The sequence below is a fragment of the Aliiglaciecola sp. SL4 genome, assembly GCF_041538045.1.
Lineage (GTDB): Bacteria > Pseudomonadota > Gammaproteobacteria > Enterobacterales > Alteromonadaceae > Aliiglaciecola.
Genome location: NZ_JBGOSE010000016.1, coordinates 41346 through 58832, shown reverse-complemented (window position 1 = coordinate 58832; position 17487 = coordinate 41346). Strand labels below are relative to the sequence as shown.

At 40.2% G+C, this 17487-nt stretch carries 18 protein-coding genes and 1 pseudogene; 5 read left to right on the top strand and 14 right to left on the bottom strand.

Going from position 1 to position 17487, the window contains the following annotated elements; translation table 11 throughout:
• Positions 1-468: 468 nt before the first annotated feature.
• Positions 469-1434: an integron integrase gene (locus AB6T38_RS17565; RefSeq protein ID WP_372548535.1), complete on the top strand. Its 966-nt coding sequence runs from the start codon at positions 469-471 to the stop codon at positions 1432-1434.
• Here the strand turns inward: AB6T38_RS17565 and AB6T38_RS17560 are convergent.
• The 14 genes from AB6T38_RS17560 to mnmG all read right to left on the bottom strand — a co-directional run bounded on the left by AB6T38_RS17560 (position 1426) and on the right by mnmG (position 13691).
• Positions 1426-1854, bottom strand: a complete 429-nt coding sequence (locus tag AB6T38_RS17560; RefSeq protein ID WP_372548534.1) for a CBS domain-containing protein — start codon at positions 1852-1854, stop codon at positions 1426-1428. The genes AB6T38_RS17565 and AB6T38_RS17560 overlap by 9 nt on opposite strands.
• 170 nt (positions 1855-2024) lie before the next feature.
• Positions 2025-2438, bottom strand: coding sequence for a F0F1 ATP synthase subunit epsilon (locus AB6T38_RS17555; protein WP_303477637.1), 414 nt, complete (start codon positions 2436-2438; stop codon positions 2025-2027).
• A 58-nt stretch (positions 2439-2496) separates the two neighbouring features.
• Positions 2497-3882 (bottom strand): F0F1 ATP synthase subunit beta, encoded by a 1386-nt coding sequence (gene atpD / locus AB6T38_RS17550; RefSeq protein WP_303477636.1) that lies wholly within the window; start codon positions 3880-3882, stop codon positions 2497-2499.
• A 31-nt stretch (positions 3883-3913) separates the two neighbouring features.
• Entirely contained in the window at positions 3914-4774 is an 861-nt protein-coding gene (gene atpG / locus AB6T38_RS17545) for a F0F1 ATP synthase subunit gamma (RefSeq protein ID WP_372548533.1), read from the bottom strand.
• Positions 4775-4826: 52 nt separating this feature from the next.
• Positions 4827-6368, bottom strand: a complete 1542-nt coding sequence (gene atpA, locus AB6T38_RS17540; RefSeq protein ID WP_372548532.1) for a F0F1 ATP synthase subunit alpha — start codon at positions 6366-6368, stop codon at positions 4827-4829.
• Between the two features lie 14 nt (positions 6369-6382).
• A complete protein-coding gene (atpH, locus tag AB6T38_RS17535) occupies positions 6383-6916 on the bottom strand; it encodes a F0F1 ATP synthase subunit delta (protein ID WP_372548531.1) in 534 nt (177 codons plus the stop codon).
• A 14-nt stretch (positions 6917-6930) separates the two neighbouring features.
• Complete coding sequence (atpF, locus tag AB6T38_RS17530; RefSeq protein WP_372548530.1) at positions 6931-7401, bottom strand: F0F1 ATP synthase subunit B; 471 nt, start codon at positions 7399-7401, stop codon at positions 6931-6933.
• A 39-nt stretch (positions 7402-7440) separates the two neighbouring features.
• The gene (atpE, locus tag AB6T38_RS17525) at positions 7441-7689 is read right to left on the bottom strand and encodes a F0F1 ATP synthase subunit C (protein ID WP_008842484.1); all 249 of its coding nucleotides are present in this window, start codon (positions 7687-7689) and stop codon (positions 7441-7443) included.
• Positions 7690-7745: 56 nt separating this feature from the next.
• Positions 7746-8558, bottom strand: coding sequence for a F0F1 ATP synthase subunit A (gene atpB, locus AB6T38_RS17520; RefSeq protein WP_372548529.1), 813 nt, complete (start codon positions 8556-8558; stop codon positions 7746-7748).
• Positions 8559-8615: 57 nt separating this feature from the next.
• On the bottom strand, positions 8616-8978 hold the full coding sequence (locus tag AB6T38_RS17515) for an ATP synthase subunit I (protein WP_372548528.1): 363 nt from the start codon (positions 8976-8978) through the stop codon (positions 8616-8618).
• Between the two features lie 440 nt (positions 8979-9418).
• Entirely contained in the window at positions 9419-10282 is an 864-nt protein-coding gene (locus AB6T38_RS17510) for a ParB/RepB/Spo0J family partition protein (RefSeq protein WP_372548527.1), read from the bottom strand.
• A 20-nt stretch (positions 10283-10302) separates the two neighbouring features.
• Positions 10303-11088, bottom strand: a complete 786-nt coding sequence (locus tag AB6T38_RS17505; protein ID WP_348491696.1) for a ParA family protein — start codon at positions 11086-11088, stop codon at positions 10303-10305.
• 51 nt (positions 11089-11139) lie between these two features.
• A complete protein-coding gene (rsmG, locus tag AB6T38_RS17500; protein ID WP_372548526.1) occupies positions 11140-11781 on the bottom strand; it encodes a 16S rRNA (guanine(527)-N(7))-methyltransferase RsmG in 642 nt (213 codons plus the stop codon).
• Complete coding sequence (mnmG, locus tag AB6T38_RS17495; protein WP_348491694.1) at positions 11781-13691, bottom strand: tRNA uridine-5-carboxymethylaminomethyl(34) synthesis enzyme MnmG; 1911 nt, start codon at positions 13689-13691, stop codon at positions 11781-11783. Before mnmG ends, rsmG begins: the two co-directional genes overlap by 1 nt.
• Before the next feature lie 898 nt (positions 13692-14589).
• Between mnmG and AB6T38_RS17490 the strand changes: the two genes are divergently transcribed.
• The 4 genes and pseudogenes from AB6T38_RS17490 (at position 14590) to AB6T38_RS17475 (ending at position 17480) form a co-directional block, all read left to right on the top strand.
• A complete protein-coding gene (locus AB6T38_RS17490) occupies positions 14590-15375 on the top strand; it encodes a DUF4097 domain-containing protein (RefSeq protein ID WP_372548525.1) in 786 nt (261 codons plus the stop codon).
• Positions 15376-16138: 763 nt separating this feature from the next.
• Positions 16139-16339: pseudogene (locus AB6T38_RS17485) on the top strand (sugar ABC transporter substrate-binding protein); the annotation flags it as partial.
• Complete coding sequence (locus AB6T38_RS17480; protein ID WP_372548524.1) at positions 16300-16743, top strand: hypothetical protein; 444 nt, start codon at positions 16300-16302, stop codon at positions 16741-16743. The pseudogene AB6T38_RS17485 and the gene AB6T38_RS17480, both read left to right, overlap by 40 nt.
• Positions 16744-16766: 23 nt before the next feature.
• Entirely contained in the window at positions 16767-17480 is a 714-nt protein-coding gene (locus AB6T38_RS17475; RefSeq protein WP_372548523.1) for an HAD family hydrolase, read from the top strand.
• Positions 17481-17487: the final 7 nt, after the last annotated feature.

Sequence of the window (17487 nt, the reverse complement as noted above, 5' to 3'; positions counted from 1 at the left end):
TATCCTCGCTATATTTGTGCAATAAAATGCAAAAAATGAGAGTGATGAATGTCGCAACGGATGTGATTATTAAAGAAGTTTCACTAACAGTCGTACGCCCATCATTGCTATATCCATAAAATTTAAACCACTGCCATAAGCCATGAATAATTCTTTCACCAATTCCGTACCATTGGATTAACGCGGCAAAACATATAATCAAAGCAAGCAATCTATACAAAGTTTTCATAGGCATATAACAATATTCTTAGTTAGAAAAATTCCTTTAAACCAACGCGGAATATTTCCTTTATTTAGTTATTGTCTTTTTTAACATAATTGATAAGTGCCTGTACAGGTTAAAAATATGTCCTGAAGAGTGGACTTGTGTTGGTAAAAGTACAGTTTTATTCCATTTTCTTGCTGTTATGCGGAGTAGTTGTCTATTCTGGTGTTTTATACAGTGCTTTTACAAGGATCGTAAAGGGGATGAAATCGCCATTTTTGGAAATGTTGAAAGACGAAATGTATCAGCGTCATTATGCAAAACGTACCATTCAAACCTATTTAACTTGGATAAGTAGCTACATTCATTTTCATAACAAGCGTCATCCTGCTCAGTTACATAATTTGGAAGTAGAACAGTTTTTATCCCATTTGGTGTTGGAATTAGACGTTGCAGTTTCCACTCAAAAAATTGCCTTGAATGCGCTGTCTTTTTTGTACGCAGAAATTATTGAGAAGCCCTTATCTTTAAAGTTGAAGTATGTGCGTAGCATTCGACAACAAAAACTACCTGTGGTGTTAACACAACCCGAAGTACGTGCCTTACTCAATTGCATCAATGCCAATTATAAACTACCTGCATCGCTTTTGTATGGCAGCGGGTTACGCTTAATGGAATGTATTCGACTGCGGGTTAAGGATATAGATTTTGACTATAAATCGGTGCGAATATGGAACAGCAAAGGCGGTAAACATCGTGTGGTAACTTTAGCTGATAACCTGATTTCAGATTTACATAAACAGGTAGTTTTAGTGGATCACTATTTAACTACTGATATTGCTAACCCCAATTTTTCTGGGGTTTGGTTACCAAATAGATTAAGAGTTAAGTACAAGTCAGCGACTAACGAATTGGGGTGGCAATATCTATTTCCCTCTAGTCGCTTATCTATCGATCCAGAAACGAAAAAATTACGGCGTCATCATTTAGATGAGTCTGGATTACAAAAAGCGATAAGAACTGCCAGTAAGCATGCAGAAATCAATAAGAACGTCACACCTCATACGCTGCGTCATACCTTCGCAACCCATCTTTTACAATCTGGGGCCGACATTCGCACGGTTCAAGATCAATTAGGCCATGCGGATCTGCGCACCACACAAATCTATACGCATATATTACAAAGGGGAGGGAATTCAGTGATTAGTCCGTTAACTAATCTATTTTGAAAGGTACTTTTCTATTTGTTTTGTTTCAACGAACTTGAATACATCCCGCCAACTTAAAATTCCCACTGGTTGAAATTCAGAATTAATAACCGGAATACAGGAAACGCCGTTGGCATTAAAGGTTTGAATGGCTTTGAAAAGTCCACTGCTGGGCGACAGGGTGACTAAGTCGCGACTCATAATTTGGTGCACCCGTTTGTTTAGACTAGCGCTATCTCGCAGGGATTCAACAGCTGTATCGATATTGGGGCTAATCGCTTTTAAGTAATCTCTATCCGATAAAATGCCCACTAGCTTGGTATTTTCCACCACTAACAAATGATGGAATTTATGGTTTTCAAATAGTCTTTTTACTTCAGATAAAGTGCTGTCCATTTGCACACAAACGATATCTGTCGTCATGATTGTATTGATTTTCATATGGAAGAACTAGGTCCTTGCGCAGATTGCATTAAGGTTAACTATAAACCAGAGTTGTCTTTTTAAACCACTACTAATCGTTTTTAGGCTCAATTAATCATGGTTACAAAACCTTAGTTATAAAAAAACCCAGCACTTGGCTGGGTTTTTTACGAATAACTAAATTCTGGTTATTTACGCAATTTCTGAATTAATCGGATTTGCGCGATGGCTTCTGCAAGTTGAGCAGCGGCTTCAGCATAATCAAAGTCAGCTCCACCGTTTGCGATATGTTCTTCAGCTGAACGTTTTGCTTCTAAAGCAGATTGTTCATCTAAGTCTTCTGCGCGAACAGCAGTATCAGCCAAAACAGTCACAGTACCAGGTTGAACTTCTAACAGTCCACCAGCAATGTAGATGATTTCTTCTTCACCAAACTGTTTAACCAAACGAACCATGCCAGGATTTAACGCTGTAATTAAAGGTGCGTGTCCAGGATGAATACCTAGCTCACCTTCACTACCGGTAATCTGAATAGTTTCTACCAGACCAGAAAAAATCTTGTCTTCGGCACTTACCACATCCAGATGTACTGTCATTGCCATGGGACCTCCTATTTAGGTTTACGAAAAAACTAAGGAAAAAGACGCAGTATATTGCGTCTTACTTGCCTTTGGCTTTTTCAGCGGCTTCGTCAATTGAGCCAACCATATAGAAAGCTTGCTCTGGTAAGTGATCATACTCACCTGCAAGGATCCCTTTAAAGCCACTGATAGTATCTTTCAAAGATACATATTTGCCCGGTGAACCGGTAAATACTTCAGCAACGAAGAATGGCTGTGACAAGAAACGCTGGATCTTACGAGCACGAGATACAGATAATTTGTCTTCTTCTGACAATTCGTCCATACCTAGAATCGCAATGATATCTTTCAATTCTTTATAACGCTGAAGAACCGACTGAACGCCACGTGCTGTGTCATAATGCTCTTGACCAATAACCTGAGGGTCAAGCTGACGAGACGTAGAATCTAGTGGATCAACCGCTGGGTAAATACCCAAAGAAGCGATATCACGAGACAATACAACTGTTGCATCCAAGTGAGCAAAGGTTGTTGCTGGGCTAGGGTCAGTCAAATCATCCGCAGGTACGTATACCGCTTGGATTGATGTGATTGAACCAGTCTTAGTAGATGCAATACGTTCTTGCAATACACCCATCTCTTCAGCCAATGTAGGCTGGTAACCTACCGCTGATGGCATACGACCTAGTAGTGCAGATACTTCTGTACCAGCTAGTGTATAACGATAGATGTTATCTACGAAGAACAGTACGTCACGACCTTCGTCACGGAATTTCTCGGCCATAGTCAAACCAGTTAACGCTACGCGTAAACGGTTTCCAGGAGGCTCGTTCATCTGTCCATATACTAGTGATACTTTGTCTAGTACGTTAGATTCGTTCATTTCGTGATAGAAATCGTTACCTTCACGAGTACGCTCACCAACACCGGCGAATACTGAGTATCCACTATGCTCGATAGCGATGTTACGAATCAATTCCATCATGTTTACTGTTTTACCTACACCAGCACCACCGAATAGACCAACTTTACCACCTTTTGCGAAGGGACAAACTAAGTCGATTACTTTGATACCAGTTTCAAGTAGTTCTACAGAACTTGATTGGTCTTCGTAGCTAGGCGCTGCACGGTGAATAGACATACGCTCTTCTTCACCAATTGGGCCAGCTTCGTCGATTGGATTACCTAATACGTCCATAATACGGCCCAATGTTTTGGTACCAACTGGAACTGTAATAGGTGCACCTGTATTTTCTACAGCTAACCCACGGCTTAAGCCGTCAGTGGTTCCCAATGCGATACTACGTACCACACCGCCACCAAGTTGCTGTTGCACTTCTAAGGTTAATCCCTTCAAGTTACCTTCGGTAACTATCAGTGCGTCATATATAGTTGGAACGGCATCTTGTGGAAATTCAATATCCACAACCGCACCAATGATTTGGACGACCTTACCTTGACTCATGTTTAGTCCTCATTAATTTTTAAACCTTTGCCTACACCGCTGCCGCGCCGCTCACTATCTCACTAATTTCTTGTGTGATAGCTGCTTGACGTGCTTTGTTGTATACCAATTGCAAATCATCGATTAGATCGCCTGCGTTATCAGTAGCGGCTTTCATCGCTACCATTCGCGCGGCTTGCTCTGACGCAGAATTTTCTACTACGCCTTGGTACACCTGAGATTCGATATAACGGACCATTAATTTTTCCAAAATTGGTTTTGGATCTGGTTCGTAAATGTAATCCCAACGATGCTTTAATTCTTCTTCATCAGACTTAGGCAAAGGTAACAATTGATCGATTCTGGGTTCTTGCGTCATAGTATTGACAAAGTCGTTGTAGACCAAAAACAAACGGTCTATTTCACCTTCGTTGTACGCGTTTAACATTACACGTACTAAACCAATAACATCTTGAACACTTGGCGAATCACCTATCCCAGATTCAGCTGCAAGTACCTTGCCTCCGAATCGGCCGAAAAAACCACATGCTTTTGCGCCCAATGCAGCGAAGCTCACTTCAACGTCTTGGTCTTGCCATTTTTTGACGTCTTGGCTTACTTTTTTGAACTCATTTGAGTTCAATCCACCACACAGACCACGGTCAGTTGAAATCACGATATAACCAACACGTTTCACCTCACGCTCATCCAAATAAGGATGGCGATATTCAAGGTTACCGTGGGCCACGTGACCAATCACTTGACGCATGCTTTCGGCATATGGACGGCTGGATTCCATACGGTCTTGCGCCTTTTTCATTTTAGACGCGGCAACCATTTCCATAGCACTGGTGATCTTTTGAGTGTTTTTAATACTCCCGATCTTACCTTTTATCTCTTTACCGCTGGCCATGACTTATCTCCGATTTCTCAACGTTAGGGTAGCGGTTAAGCTACCCAATTGATTACCAAGTTTGCGTTGCTTTGAATTTGTCCAAAGCTTCAGTTAACTGGGCTTCAATGTCACCGTTGTAATTACCAGTGTCGTTAAGTGTTTTCATAAGATCAGCATATTCAGCGTTCATGAATGAATGTAGTGAAGATTCGAAATCCAATACTTTATTCAATTCGATGCCTTTCAAATAGCCTTTTTCAACTGCAAACAAAGATACACCCATATCGCCCACTGAAAGTGGTGCATATTGGTTTTGCTTCATTAATTCAGTTACGCGCTCACCGTGCTCAAGTTGCTCACGAGTCGCTTCATCAAGGTCAGATGCGAACTGCGAGAACGCAGCCAATTCACGATACTGAGCCAAGGCTAGACGAATACCGCCACCTAGTTTCTTGATGATTTTAGTTTGCGCTGCACCACCAACACGAGATACCGAAATACCGGCGTTAACAGCTGGGCGAATACCCGCGTTAAACAAATCAGATTCTAAGAAGATCTGACCATCGGTAATTGATATTACGTTAGTAGGTACGAATGCTGATACGTCACCGGCTTGAGTTTCAATGATTGGCAATGCAGTCAATGAACCTGTTTGGCCTTTTACTTCACCATTAGTGAATTTTTCTACGTAAACGTCGTTTACACGAGCTGCACGCTCAAGAAGACGAGAGTGAAGATAGAAAACATCACCAGGATAAGCTTCACGACCTGGAGGACGACGAAGTAGCAATGATATTTGACGATAGGCTACAGCTTGCTTAGACAAATCATCGTATACGATTAGTGCGTCTTCACCGCGGTCACGGAAAAACTCACCCATAGTACAACCAGAATAAGGTGCTAAGTACTGAAGTGCTGCTGATTCTGACGCAGAAGCAGCAACTACAATGGTGTGATCCATTGCGCCGTGCTCTTCTAGCTTACGTACTACGTTAGCAATGGTAGAAGCCTTTTGGCCAACCGCTACGTATACACAGCTAACGCCAGTGCCTTTTTGGTTGATGATGGCATCGATTGCCAAAGCAGTTTTACCTGTTTGACGGTCACCGATAACCAATTCACGTTGTCCACGACCTACTGGGATCATGGCATCAACCGATTTATAACCTGTTTGGATAGGTCGGTCTACTGATTGACGTTCAATTACGCCTGGAGCAATTTTTTCTACTGGTTCAAAACCTTCAGCATCAATTGCGCCTTTACCATCAATAGGCTCACCCAAGGTGTTAACTACGCGACCTAAAAGGGCACGGCCAACAGGAACTTCCAAAATACGACCTGTAGATTGGACTTTCATACCTTCACGTAGATCCGCATAAGGACCCATTACTACCGCACCTACAGAATCTCGTTCAAGGTTCAATGCGATAGCATAACGATTACCAGGAAGCTCAATCATTTCACCTTGCATTACATCGGCAAGGCCATGGACACGAATGATACCGTCAGTTACACCAACAATGGTACCTTCGTTACGAGCTTCACTTTTTACATCAAACTGTTCAATTCGTTTTTTGATCAGTTCTGCAATTTCAGTGGAATTCAGTTGCATGCTCTATTTCCCCGCTATGATTGTAAAACGTCTGATAGACGGTGTAGTTTTGATCTAACCGAACCATCAATTACTGTGTCACCGGCTTTAATAATGACTCCGGCTACAATGGCAGTATCGACGTTACAATTCAGCTTAACTTTTCGTGCAAGACGTGTCTCAAGAGACGTGCTGATTTCAGACAGTTGTTTATCACTCAATTCAACAGCAGAGGTAACCTCTACATCTATTTCTTTGTCGAATTCAGCTTTGTATTGATTAAACAACAATGCAATATCAGGCAGCGCTTTCAAGCGTCCATTCTCAGCCAAAACACCAATAAGGTTTTGACCCGCTTCGTTGAGTTGTTCACCGCACACGCTGTTAAACAAATCAGCTAGTTTTTCGGCAGCCATAGCGCTCGATAAGATGTTAGTCATCTGCTCGTTGTCCGCTACTTCACCTGCAAACTCCAGCATTTCTTGCCAGTGTGGTACAGCTTGCTTCTCAACCGCATAGTCGAAAGCTGCTTTAGCATAAGGGCGAGCAACAGTTGTCAATTCAGACATAGCTCATGTGCCCCTTATAGCTCAGCGACAAGTTTTTCAACTATGTCACTTTGTGCAGCGGCGTCGATTTCTCTCGCCAAGATTTTCTCTGCGCCGGCAACAGCTAAGACTGCGACTTGCTTACGAAGATCTTCTTTTACACGGTTGCGTTCTGCTTCAATTTCGGTTTGACCTTGCGCGATAATTTTTTCACGCTCGGTATGGCCTTTCTGCGTTTCTTCGTCAACTATTTGAGTTGCACGCTTTTTGGCCTGTTCGATAATTTCAGCTGCTTGAGTTTTTGCTTCTTTTAATTGCTCAGTGGCTTTTTGTTGCGCCAGCTCAAGGTCTTTTTCACCTCGTTCTGAAGCTGCAAGACCATCAGCAATTTTTTGTTGGCGATCTTCGATAGCGCCCATAATAGGGGGCCATACATACTTCATGCAGAACCACACGAAGAATATAAATGCTACTAGTTCGCCAATTAGAGTTTCATTGATGTTCAAGTCCGCTCCTCCTCAATTCGTTGATTACAATTGTTGTGCTTATACAGCAAACTTCGCGCTTTCAACGAACAGCAAGAATAGTGCGATAGCTACACCGATCATCGCGATAGCATCAATAAGACCTGCTACGATGAACATTTTTACTTGTAAAGTAGGCGCTAGTTCTGGTTGACGAGCAGCAGACTCTAGAAATTTACCACCCAAGATACCAAAGCCAATAGCAGGCCCTAGTGCGCATAGACCAATCAAAATACCAACAGCGATATATAGATTACCCAAGATTTCCATAGATTTTCACCTTTGTGTTTTAAGTTAAAGTTTAATAAAAATAGTAATGTTAGAAATTAGTGTTCTTCACTTGCCAGACTCAAATATACGATGGTTAACATCATGAATATGAATGCTTGCAACGGAATGACCAACAAGTGGAATGCAGCCCAAATGAAGTGCAACGGCAATTGCCATAACCCCATAGTTCCTGCAATCAGAATAAATATCAGCTCACCTGCGTAGAGGTTACCGAACAAACGCAATGATAAAGACAAGGGTTTGGCCAGTAACGATACTAATTCAAGTATAAAGTTGAACCAGTACAACCACGGCGTGTTAAACGGATGAGCATACAGCTCCTTCATAAAGCCGCCGAATCCTTTGATTTTGATGGAATAAAATATCATCAAAATGAACACGCCAATCGACAATGCGAAAGTCATGTTTACATCAGTAGTAGGTACCACTTTCATGTAGGTATGTGATTCACCAGCGGCAATGACATCCATTGACTCACCAGCTATTAAAGAAGCCAAAGTAGGTAAGAAATCAACGGGTATTAAATCCATTAAGTTCATTAGCAATACCCACACAAATATAGTGAGTGCTAATGGCGCTATTAAAGGACTTTTACCGTGATAGGTACTTTTGACTGTATCTGCTACAAATTCAACAATGATTTCAACCGCTGCTTGCCACTTTCCAGGGACACCAACAGTTGCTTTCTTTGCTGCAGCACGAAAACTTAAAATAAACACCAATCCAAGAACCACTGACCAAGCAAGCGTATCAACGTGAAAAGTCATAGACCCCACATCAACGGCTGCATTAGTCAAATGGTGCTGAATATAACCACTAATGGTTAGTTCGCCACCCGATCCTGCCATTTTTCCATCCAAATTGTAAAAGTTAAAGATACTGGTATTCCATCTCGTTAGATTCCTTTAAGCGGTACTCTTAACGCGATGTAAAAAACTGATTATTGGCCACTGGGCCATCATCGTTATCAGATAAGTGACTAATAACGGTAAAAATTCTACTTCTGACCATTTGAATGCTAAAGAGAATAAAATGATGGTCAAAAAGAATTTAATTTTACTGCCTTTGCTAAAACTCCGTACTACCATCTTATTTTGCGTGGCACCGGCATATCTAAACGCATAAAAAGCAAAAACAAAAGCCGGAATTAAACAGGTAATACCACCGTAAAAAGCTGAAATCCCGCTATTTTGGCCCTTGAAAATCGCAAAAAATATGGAACTTAAAATGGCGATAATACTTTGAATAAAAAGTACTTTTCTAGCCAACTGTCGACCTTCGGTAGTTAAGCTAGTAGCCAATTTAGTCCTCTGCGCGTTCAAACCTCAACAAAAAGCGCCAAAATTATACTGTTTTATCGCAAATATTCAACCATTAAGCGCGTTTTGTTGTGTTATTTGTATTAATTCATAGTTAGCTACAAAATTGAACACTAAAACCCCGATATTACCCAGCTTTTTAAGGTTTTAAATAACACTTTGGTAGGAGAATTTAGGGACTTTGTACAGTTTTAAATATGTTGCCTAGTACTTGGGTGGTTTTATCACCATTTAAGAATTAAATTTTAAATAGCTAACCCATTCGCGGGGCTAAAGCACCCACCTACAGAAAAACATCATTATAACTAAACCTGTAGCTTGGCCTTTAGGCCATGGAAATATTCAACCTAACTCGCGGGGCTAAAGCACCCACCTACGAATTTATTGTTTTATTTGATGTGACTTAAAATCCCATCTAATTCATCTAAACTTGAAAAATTGATGGTGACCTTGCCTTTTCCTTTGGCATTGTGGGCTATGCTCACAGGCGCACCTAAATTATCTGACAATTGATTTTCTAAGCGCTGAACATCGGGATCGACTTTTTGCTCAACCTTTTCTTTTGGCGGTTCTAGGAATTTACGCACTAAACTTTCGGTATCACGGACGGTTAAACCTTTGCCCGACACTGTTTGTGCCGCTTCGGTTTGCATATCACCTTGTAAAGCTAATAATGCACGGGCATGACCCATTTCAATATCACCGTACTCTAATAATAATTTTACATCTTCATTTAAATTATTCAGACGTAAGAGGTTAGTTACTGTGGTTCTGGATTTGCCAACCGCTTCAGCAACTTCTTGGTGAGTAAGTTCGAATTCGGTCATTAACCGATCAAGGGCCTGAGCTTCTTCCATGGCATTTAAATCTTCACGCTGAATATTTTCAATCAATGCAATGGCGACTGCCGCTTCATCCGGCACATTCTTAATAATACAAGGAACCACATCAAGCTTAGCTAATTGGGATGCTCGCCAGCGACGTTCTCCGGCAATAATTTCGTATTTATCTTCGCTAATTTTGCGAACCACTATGGGTTGAATAATACCTTGAGAATGAATTGATGAGGCTAAATCATCTAATGCTTCAGGAGACATATCTTTACGAGGTTGGTATTTTCCAGCTTGTAAAAACTCAATAGGTAGTTTTTGCAATTCACTGCTGCGCTCAGAAACTTCCGATTCTTGCTTGGCACTGCTGGTAGCCAACAATGCGTCCAATCCTCTGCCTAATCCTCTTTTTTTCGTCGACATGTCAACTATTAACCTTTTTCTTAACTAGCTTCTTTTAAGATCTTATTACGACGGCGCAATATTTCTCCGGCCAATGCCAAATAGGCTTTCGCTCCCGTAGAAGATTTATCGTAATACATGGCTGGTGCACCAAAACTTGGTGCTTCTGCCAATCTCACATTGCGGGGAATAACGGTGCGGTAAACTTGTTCACCAAAATGTCGTTTGAGTTGTTCTGATACATCATTGGCCAAGCGATTTCGAGGATCATACATAGTTCGTAGCACACCCTCAATTTTTAAATCAGGATTTACCACCGATGCTAACTTTTTAATCGTATCCATTAACGCGGTTAACCCTTCCAATGCATAATATTCACATTGCATGGGAACCAGCACCGAATCGGCAGCTGCCATGGCATTTACAGTTAACTGACTTAACGATGGTGGGCAATCAATAAAAATATAATCGTAGTAATCACGCACAGGTGCTAATGCATTGCGCAGACGCAGCTCTCTGGCGAACACTTCCATCAATTTGATTTCTGCAGCCGTTACATCACTATTTCCGGCAATTAAATCGTATTTACCAGACGTTTCAGTGATGATCACTTCAGATGCAGGCTTATCTTCAATCAGCAGTTCGTAACAAGTGGAATCAACTTCATATTTGTCGATGCCACTTCCCATAGTTGCATTACCCTGGGGATCTAAGTCGATCAATAGCACTTTTCGCTTAGTAGCCGCCATTGACGCTGCAACATTAACTGCTGTAGTCGTTTTTCCAACGCCACCTTTTTGATTTGCTATTGCAATGACCTTAGCCAACTTTCCCGTCCGTTTTTCTTTAAATTTAGGTATTGATTAAAGTAGTAGGCACTAACTAACTTTTCTGATTTTTATCAGATGACGTTCGCCTTCAAGTACTGGAATATCTAACTTAATAGATTCTAACACTTCAAATCCCTCAGGTAGAAGCGCTATTTCTTGTTCTGGATATTGACCTTTCAATGCAAGAAATTCACCTTGTGAATCTACCAGATGTTGGCACCAGTGCAACATATCTTTTATCGATGCAAATGCTCGACTCAATACCCCATCCAGTGGAGTATCACTGGAATACTGCTCTACACGGGATTGAACAGGCTCTATATTTTTTAAATCTAACTCGAACGCTGCTTGTTTCATAAAGCGAACTCGTTTACCTAAACTATCCAATAAAACAAAATGTTTATCAGGATGCATTATCGATAAAGGGACACCGGGTAAGCCTGGTCCTGTTCCCACATCAATATAGTGATTTCGGTCTAAGTGAGGCGCTACCACGATGGAATCAACAATATGTTTGATTAACATTTGTTGTGGATCCCGTACTGATGTCAAATTATAAGCTTTATTCCACTTGTTCATCAGTAGCACAAAATCCACCAAGCTTTGCCGTTGTTGTTCATTAACCTCTATTAATAAAGGTTGTACGGCACGGTCAAAGGCTAACAATAAACTACTTTTAAGTTCGTTCATTAGGCGCTTTGCAGGTTGCTGTTATTGTCTTTGCGCAACAAGCCTTGTTTTTTCAAATGGACTAATAATAGTGAAATTGCCGCTGGGGTAATTCCGGATATACGGGTCGCTTTACCAATAGTTTCAGGTCGCGTTTCCGTTAACTTAGCAACAACCTCGTTGGATAAGCCGGAAATAGTACTGTAATCGAAATCCATGGGTAACAAAGTGTTTTCATGGCGTAAACTTTTGGCGATTTCATCTTTTTGGCGTTCGATGTAACCCGCATATTTAATTTGAATTTCAACCTGTTCTGCCGCTTGTGGATTTTCCAAAGCCGGGCCTAAACCTTCAATCTTCATCAATTTTTGATAGGTCATTTCAGGTCGACGGATCAAATCTTCCAAGGAATGCTCTCGACTCACTGGATTTTTCAATAATGGGTTCAAGGTTTCAGTAGCAGCATGATTGGGGTGTATCCAAGTACTCTTGAGACGCTGTTTCTCTTGTTCAATAGCTTCCATTTTTTGATTAAAGGCAGCCCAACGAACATCATCAACTAGGCCAACTTCACGCCCTTTGGCAGTCAAACGAACATCGGCATTGTCTTCTCTTAACAATAAACGATATTCAGCACGGCTGGTGAACATTCTGTAAGGTTCTTTGGTTCCCATGGTGGCAAGATCGTCAATTAGCACACCCGCATAAGCTTCATCGCGGCGCAAAATAAGCGAGTCTTTTTCTTGTACTTGCAATGCAGCATTGGCGCCAGCAAGCAAACCTTGTGCCCCAGCTTCTTCATAACCGGTAGTACCATTTATTTGCCCGGCGAAAAATAGACCTTGGATAAATTTGGTTTCCAAAGATTGTTTTAAATCGCGGGGATCAAAAAAGTCGTACTCGATAGCATAACCAGGACGAATAATATGCGCGTTTTCAAACCCTTTAATTGATCGCACCAGATCAAATTGCACATCAAATGGCAAGCTGGTGGAAATTCCATTAGGGTAGATCTCAATGCTATTTAGACCTTCTGGCTCAACAAATATTTGATGGGAATTTTTATCTGCAAAGCGATTAATTTTATCTTCAATAGAAGGGCAGTATCTTGGCCCAATACCTTCGATCACACCGGTATACATGGGAGAACGATCTAAACCGCCACGAATAATATCGTGGGTTTTTTCATTTGTATGGGTGATGTAACAAGAAATTTGGCGTGGATGGTCTTCTACTTTTCCCATGAAAGAAACTACGGGTAGTGGCGTATCACCAGGCTGTTCTTGCATTGCATCATAGTTTAGGGTGCGAGAATCTAAACGAGCAGGAGTACCGGTTTTAAGGCGATCGACTCTAAAAGGTAAAGCTCGTAACCGATCCGCTAAAGCGATCGAAGGGGGGTCGCCAGCTCTTCCACCTTTGTAATTTTCCATTCCAATATGAATGGTTCCACCCAAAAAAGTGCCCACGGTTAACACTACAGTTTTGGCTTTAAATTTTAAGCCCATTTGGGTGACTACGCCGGTTACACGATCATTTTCAACGATTAGATCATCACAAGATTGTTGAAAAATAGTAAGATTTTCTTGGTGTTCAAGGGTAGATCGTATTGCTAAACGATATAGAGATCGATCGGCTTGAGCACGAGTTGCTCTAACTGCAGGTCCTTTGCTCGAGTTTAGAGTACGAAATTGAATTCCAGCCTTGTCTGTAGCTAAGGCCATTGCCCCACCAAGTGCATCGATCTCTTTAACCAAATGACCTTTTCCGATCCCGCCTATGGCTGGATTACAGGACATTTGACCCAAGGTTTCGATATTGTGGGTAAGCAATAACGTTCTGACTCCCATACGCGCAGCAGCAAGAGCAGCTTCAGTACCTGCGTGGCCTCCGCCGACTACAATCACATCAAATTCTTGTTGGTAAAACATAAATGCCTCGAATTTCGCTTACTCGCGTATGAACTTTAAACATTGATGATCAACGGATCGATCGCCATTTAAAAAAAGGGCGCGTATTTTATACTTATTTGATCCAAATAGAAATGCTTAAAATTCCTGCAAGGATAGAAATATTGCGGTTTGTGAATTAAATATTTTGTTAGATCTAAGCCGATCTCTTAGTCACTAATTTTTATGATCTCTTTATCTATATAGATTATTTTTATTATTATTAAGCAAGGCTTGATCTGTTAGTAAGGATTTTTTTATCAATTAAATCAATTATTTATTTACGATCGTATGCTGTGATCAATAGTTGATCAATTGCGTATAATATGTGGATAAATAGCGATCTTATCCACAAGTGCGATCTTCTATTTTTCTGTCCAGTTGATAACCTCAGGATATACAAGGTTTATACATAAAGTTATACACAGCCTAAAAGAGGTGATTTACCCTCAAAAAAAGATCGTTTTTAATTTAGATCAGATCGAAAAATGGGAAATATTAGTACTTTGATCGCGATTTTAAATTAAAACCTGAGATTTTATCTCATAGAATTTTGGTGGATCTACCATCATCATTAATGAATTTTTGTAACATGGGCTTCAGCCTATGGAAATATAAATACTATTTGCGGGGCTAAAGCACCCGCCTACAGGGCCTTAATATAACAGAACCTTGTAGCCTGGCCTTCAGGCCATGAACCTATCAAACCTAACTCGCGGGGCTAAACACCCGCCTACAGGGCATCAATATAACAGAACCCTGTAGCCTGGCCTTTAGGCCATGGAAATATAAAGGTTATAACCATATTTATTCTATTATTTAAACCTTTTAATCATAGATTGCGACTCACTACCTAAGCAAACCAATATTAGAGAGCCCTATGTTTACCAATAATCCTAAAATACTGACACTTTTATCGACGTTATTATTGCTAATGAGTTTCAATCTGTCCGCTAGAACCATCAATGAAAGTATTGATGTGGAAAGTGGTGGCAAACTATTCCTTCGTACTGATGTGGGGCGTTTAGTTATTGTAAGCCATAATAAAGACACTGTACTTTTGGAGGTGGAGATTAAAGGTGATGATGGTGATGAATTAGAAGTGACCTTTAAAGAACAAGATAATAATGTTCACGTTTTGGGGAAAATGGCTAATATTAAAAAGTGGGGCTGGAACAGGGATATTCGTGCTGAATATCGGATTACACTGCCTAAAAACTTTGACTTGGAGTTACATACCTCTGGTGGCTCTATAGAAATAGATGATCTCATTGGAGATATTGATGCACACTCATCAGGTGGCCATATTAATGTAGGTAATATTAGCGGTGATGTGTTGTTAAAAACCTCGGGTGGATCTATCAAAACCAAAGAAATTAATGGTGAAATAGATGCTCATACCTCCGGCGGAAGCATTCGTGTGACTATGACTAAGCAACCCAATAAAAATGCGGAGTTATCAACCTCTGGTGGTTCTATTACTGCATACTTACTCGATACTGTAGCTATTGATATTGATGCTTCTACGAGTGGCGGACGAGTACGTTCGGATTTCGATGTGGATGGTAGGGTTAAAAAGCAATCTATCCGTGGCGAAATAAATGGCGGTGGCCCCACCTTAGAATTACATACCAGTGGTGGCAGCGTATCCATCAAAAAATTGTAATCTTGTCTTTAAAATATCAAATCCAATTCGCGGGGCTAAAGCACCCGCCTACAGGGCATCAATATAACATAACCCTGTAGCCTGGCCTTCAGGCCATGAAAATATCAAATCCAATTTGCGGGGCTAAAGCACCCGCCTACAGGGGATCAATATAACAAAACCCTGTAGCTTGACCTTTAGGCCGTGGAAATATCAAATCCAATTCGCGAGGCTAAAGCACTCACCTACAGGGAACATTAATATAACCAAACCTGTAGCTTGGCCTTTAGGCCATGAAAATTCCAAATCAACTCGCGGAGCTAAATCATCCACTTGTAAAAGGTTAATTTATTAACCTTTGTGTCAATATTTTCCCATCAACATTTTTTAAATGTTTGAAAAAATCTATCGTTTTTTACTTTATCAACTGAACTCTTTTAACAAATAGATAATTATTAAACTAACATCTATATAACGATGCATTTTAAATATTCTATTTTATAACAATTACTTAAATAAATATTAAATTGATTTTAGCTGTCAGTCTTATTAACTAATGAAAATTAATTGTTAATTAAAGATTGACTAAATTCTTCTTATTTAAGAATATGCTCAGCATGTGATTATATGACCATATATTTTCATTGGCTCATTTATAATTTTTATTGCCCATCGGTTTTGGTGAAGAACGAATGTGATTTGGTAACAAAAACATTCAATTTAAAAAGGCCTCGTTTAGTTAATTTAAACGAGGCTATTAAAAGCAAATAAAGGGGTACACCCGATGTTAAAAAAATTATCTATATTAGCTTCTGTCTGTATGACACTCAGCACAGTGGTATGTGCTGAAACAATCACCATAGCAACAGTCAACAATGGTGACATGATCACCATGAAAGAATTGAGTAGTGATTTCGAAAGTAAAAATCCTGGTATTAATTTGAAATGGGTCACATTGGAAGAAAATATTCTACGCCAGCGCGTGAACTAATTGAATCGCGTTTCTCAAATCCTGAAGTGCGAGATACAGTTCCAATATTATGTCAAGATGCGTCCAATCGCTTACCTAAATTTATATTACCCATAGTTCAAGCTAACTTAGACCAAGGGAAATATTGTAAAGGGTTAGCTTTAGTTATCGCTTTGTGGTGCCGTCTATGTGCAAAAGTAGCGGATCCTGAAAGTGCGATAACAATTCAGGACGCACAAGCTAATAGATTGATAAATCAGGCAATATTAGCAAAATATAATCCATTTATATTTTTGCAAATGCACAATATATTTGGGACACTTGGCGACCAAGATAACTTTGTTCAACACTTTTCTAATTGGTTGAACAGTTTACGGGATGTCGGTACTTGTAGTACGTTAAAACATTATTTGTCGTAATCTTCTTGAATGGTAATACTGTCATGTCTCAAATTAACACCTCGCTTTCACAGTCTTCAATTGAATTGGTTATTTTCGATTGCGATGGGGTTTTAATTGATAGTGAAATTCTTAGTAAGCGAGTGTTGCTAGCAATGTTCGAAGATCTCGGCGTAAGTATCTCTGATAGTTACTTCGATACGTATTTTCTCGGTCAAAGCTTTAAATCTGTTACCGAACGGGTATTGATTGATTATTCTGTGCATCTAACCGAGCAGTTTCGTGCTAGTTATTTAAAGGCTTTGTTACAGGTTTTTGCTGAAGAATTAATGCCTACTGATGGACTTAAAGAGATGTTATCTAAGTTGCATATTAACAGTTGTGTTGCCACTAGTAGCAGTCCTCAACGGGTTAAGTTTGCATTAGAAACCATAGGTTTGACGGACTTCTTTGGTGATAGAGTAATTACATCTTCAGAAGTGAAAAATGGTAAACCTGCTCCGGATATATTTTTACATGCAGCTTCGAAATTAGGTGTTGAACCAAAAAACTGTTTAGTTATTGAAGACTCCCAAGCAGGAATTCAAGGTGCGATTGCGGCGAACATGAAGGTTATTAAGTACGCCGGTGCAAGTCATTTAAAACATAAAGGTTTATTAGAAGCGGATATCGCTAATAATGTGAAAACCATATTTGAATGGCAGCAATTATTTGAATTGCTTCCTTCACTTAGTTCAAGCAAACCAATGGCGAGTTAAAAAGAGG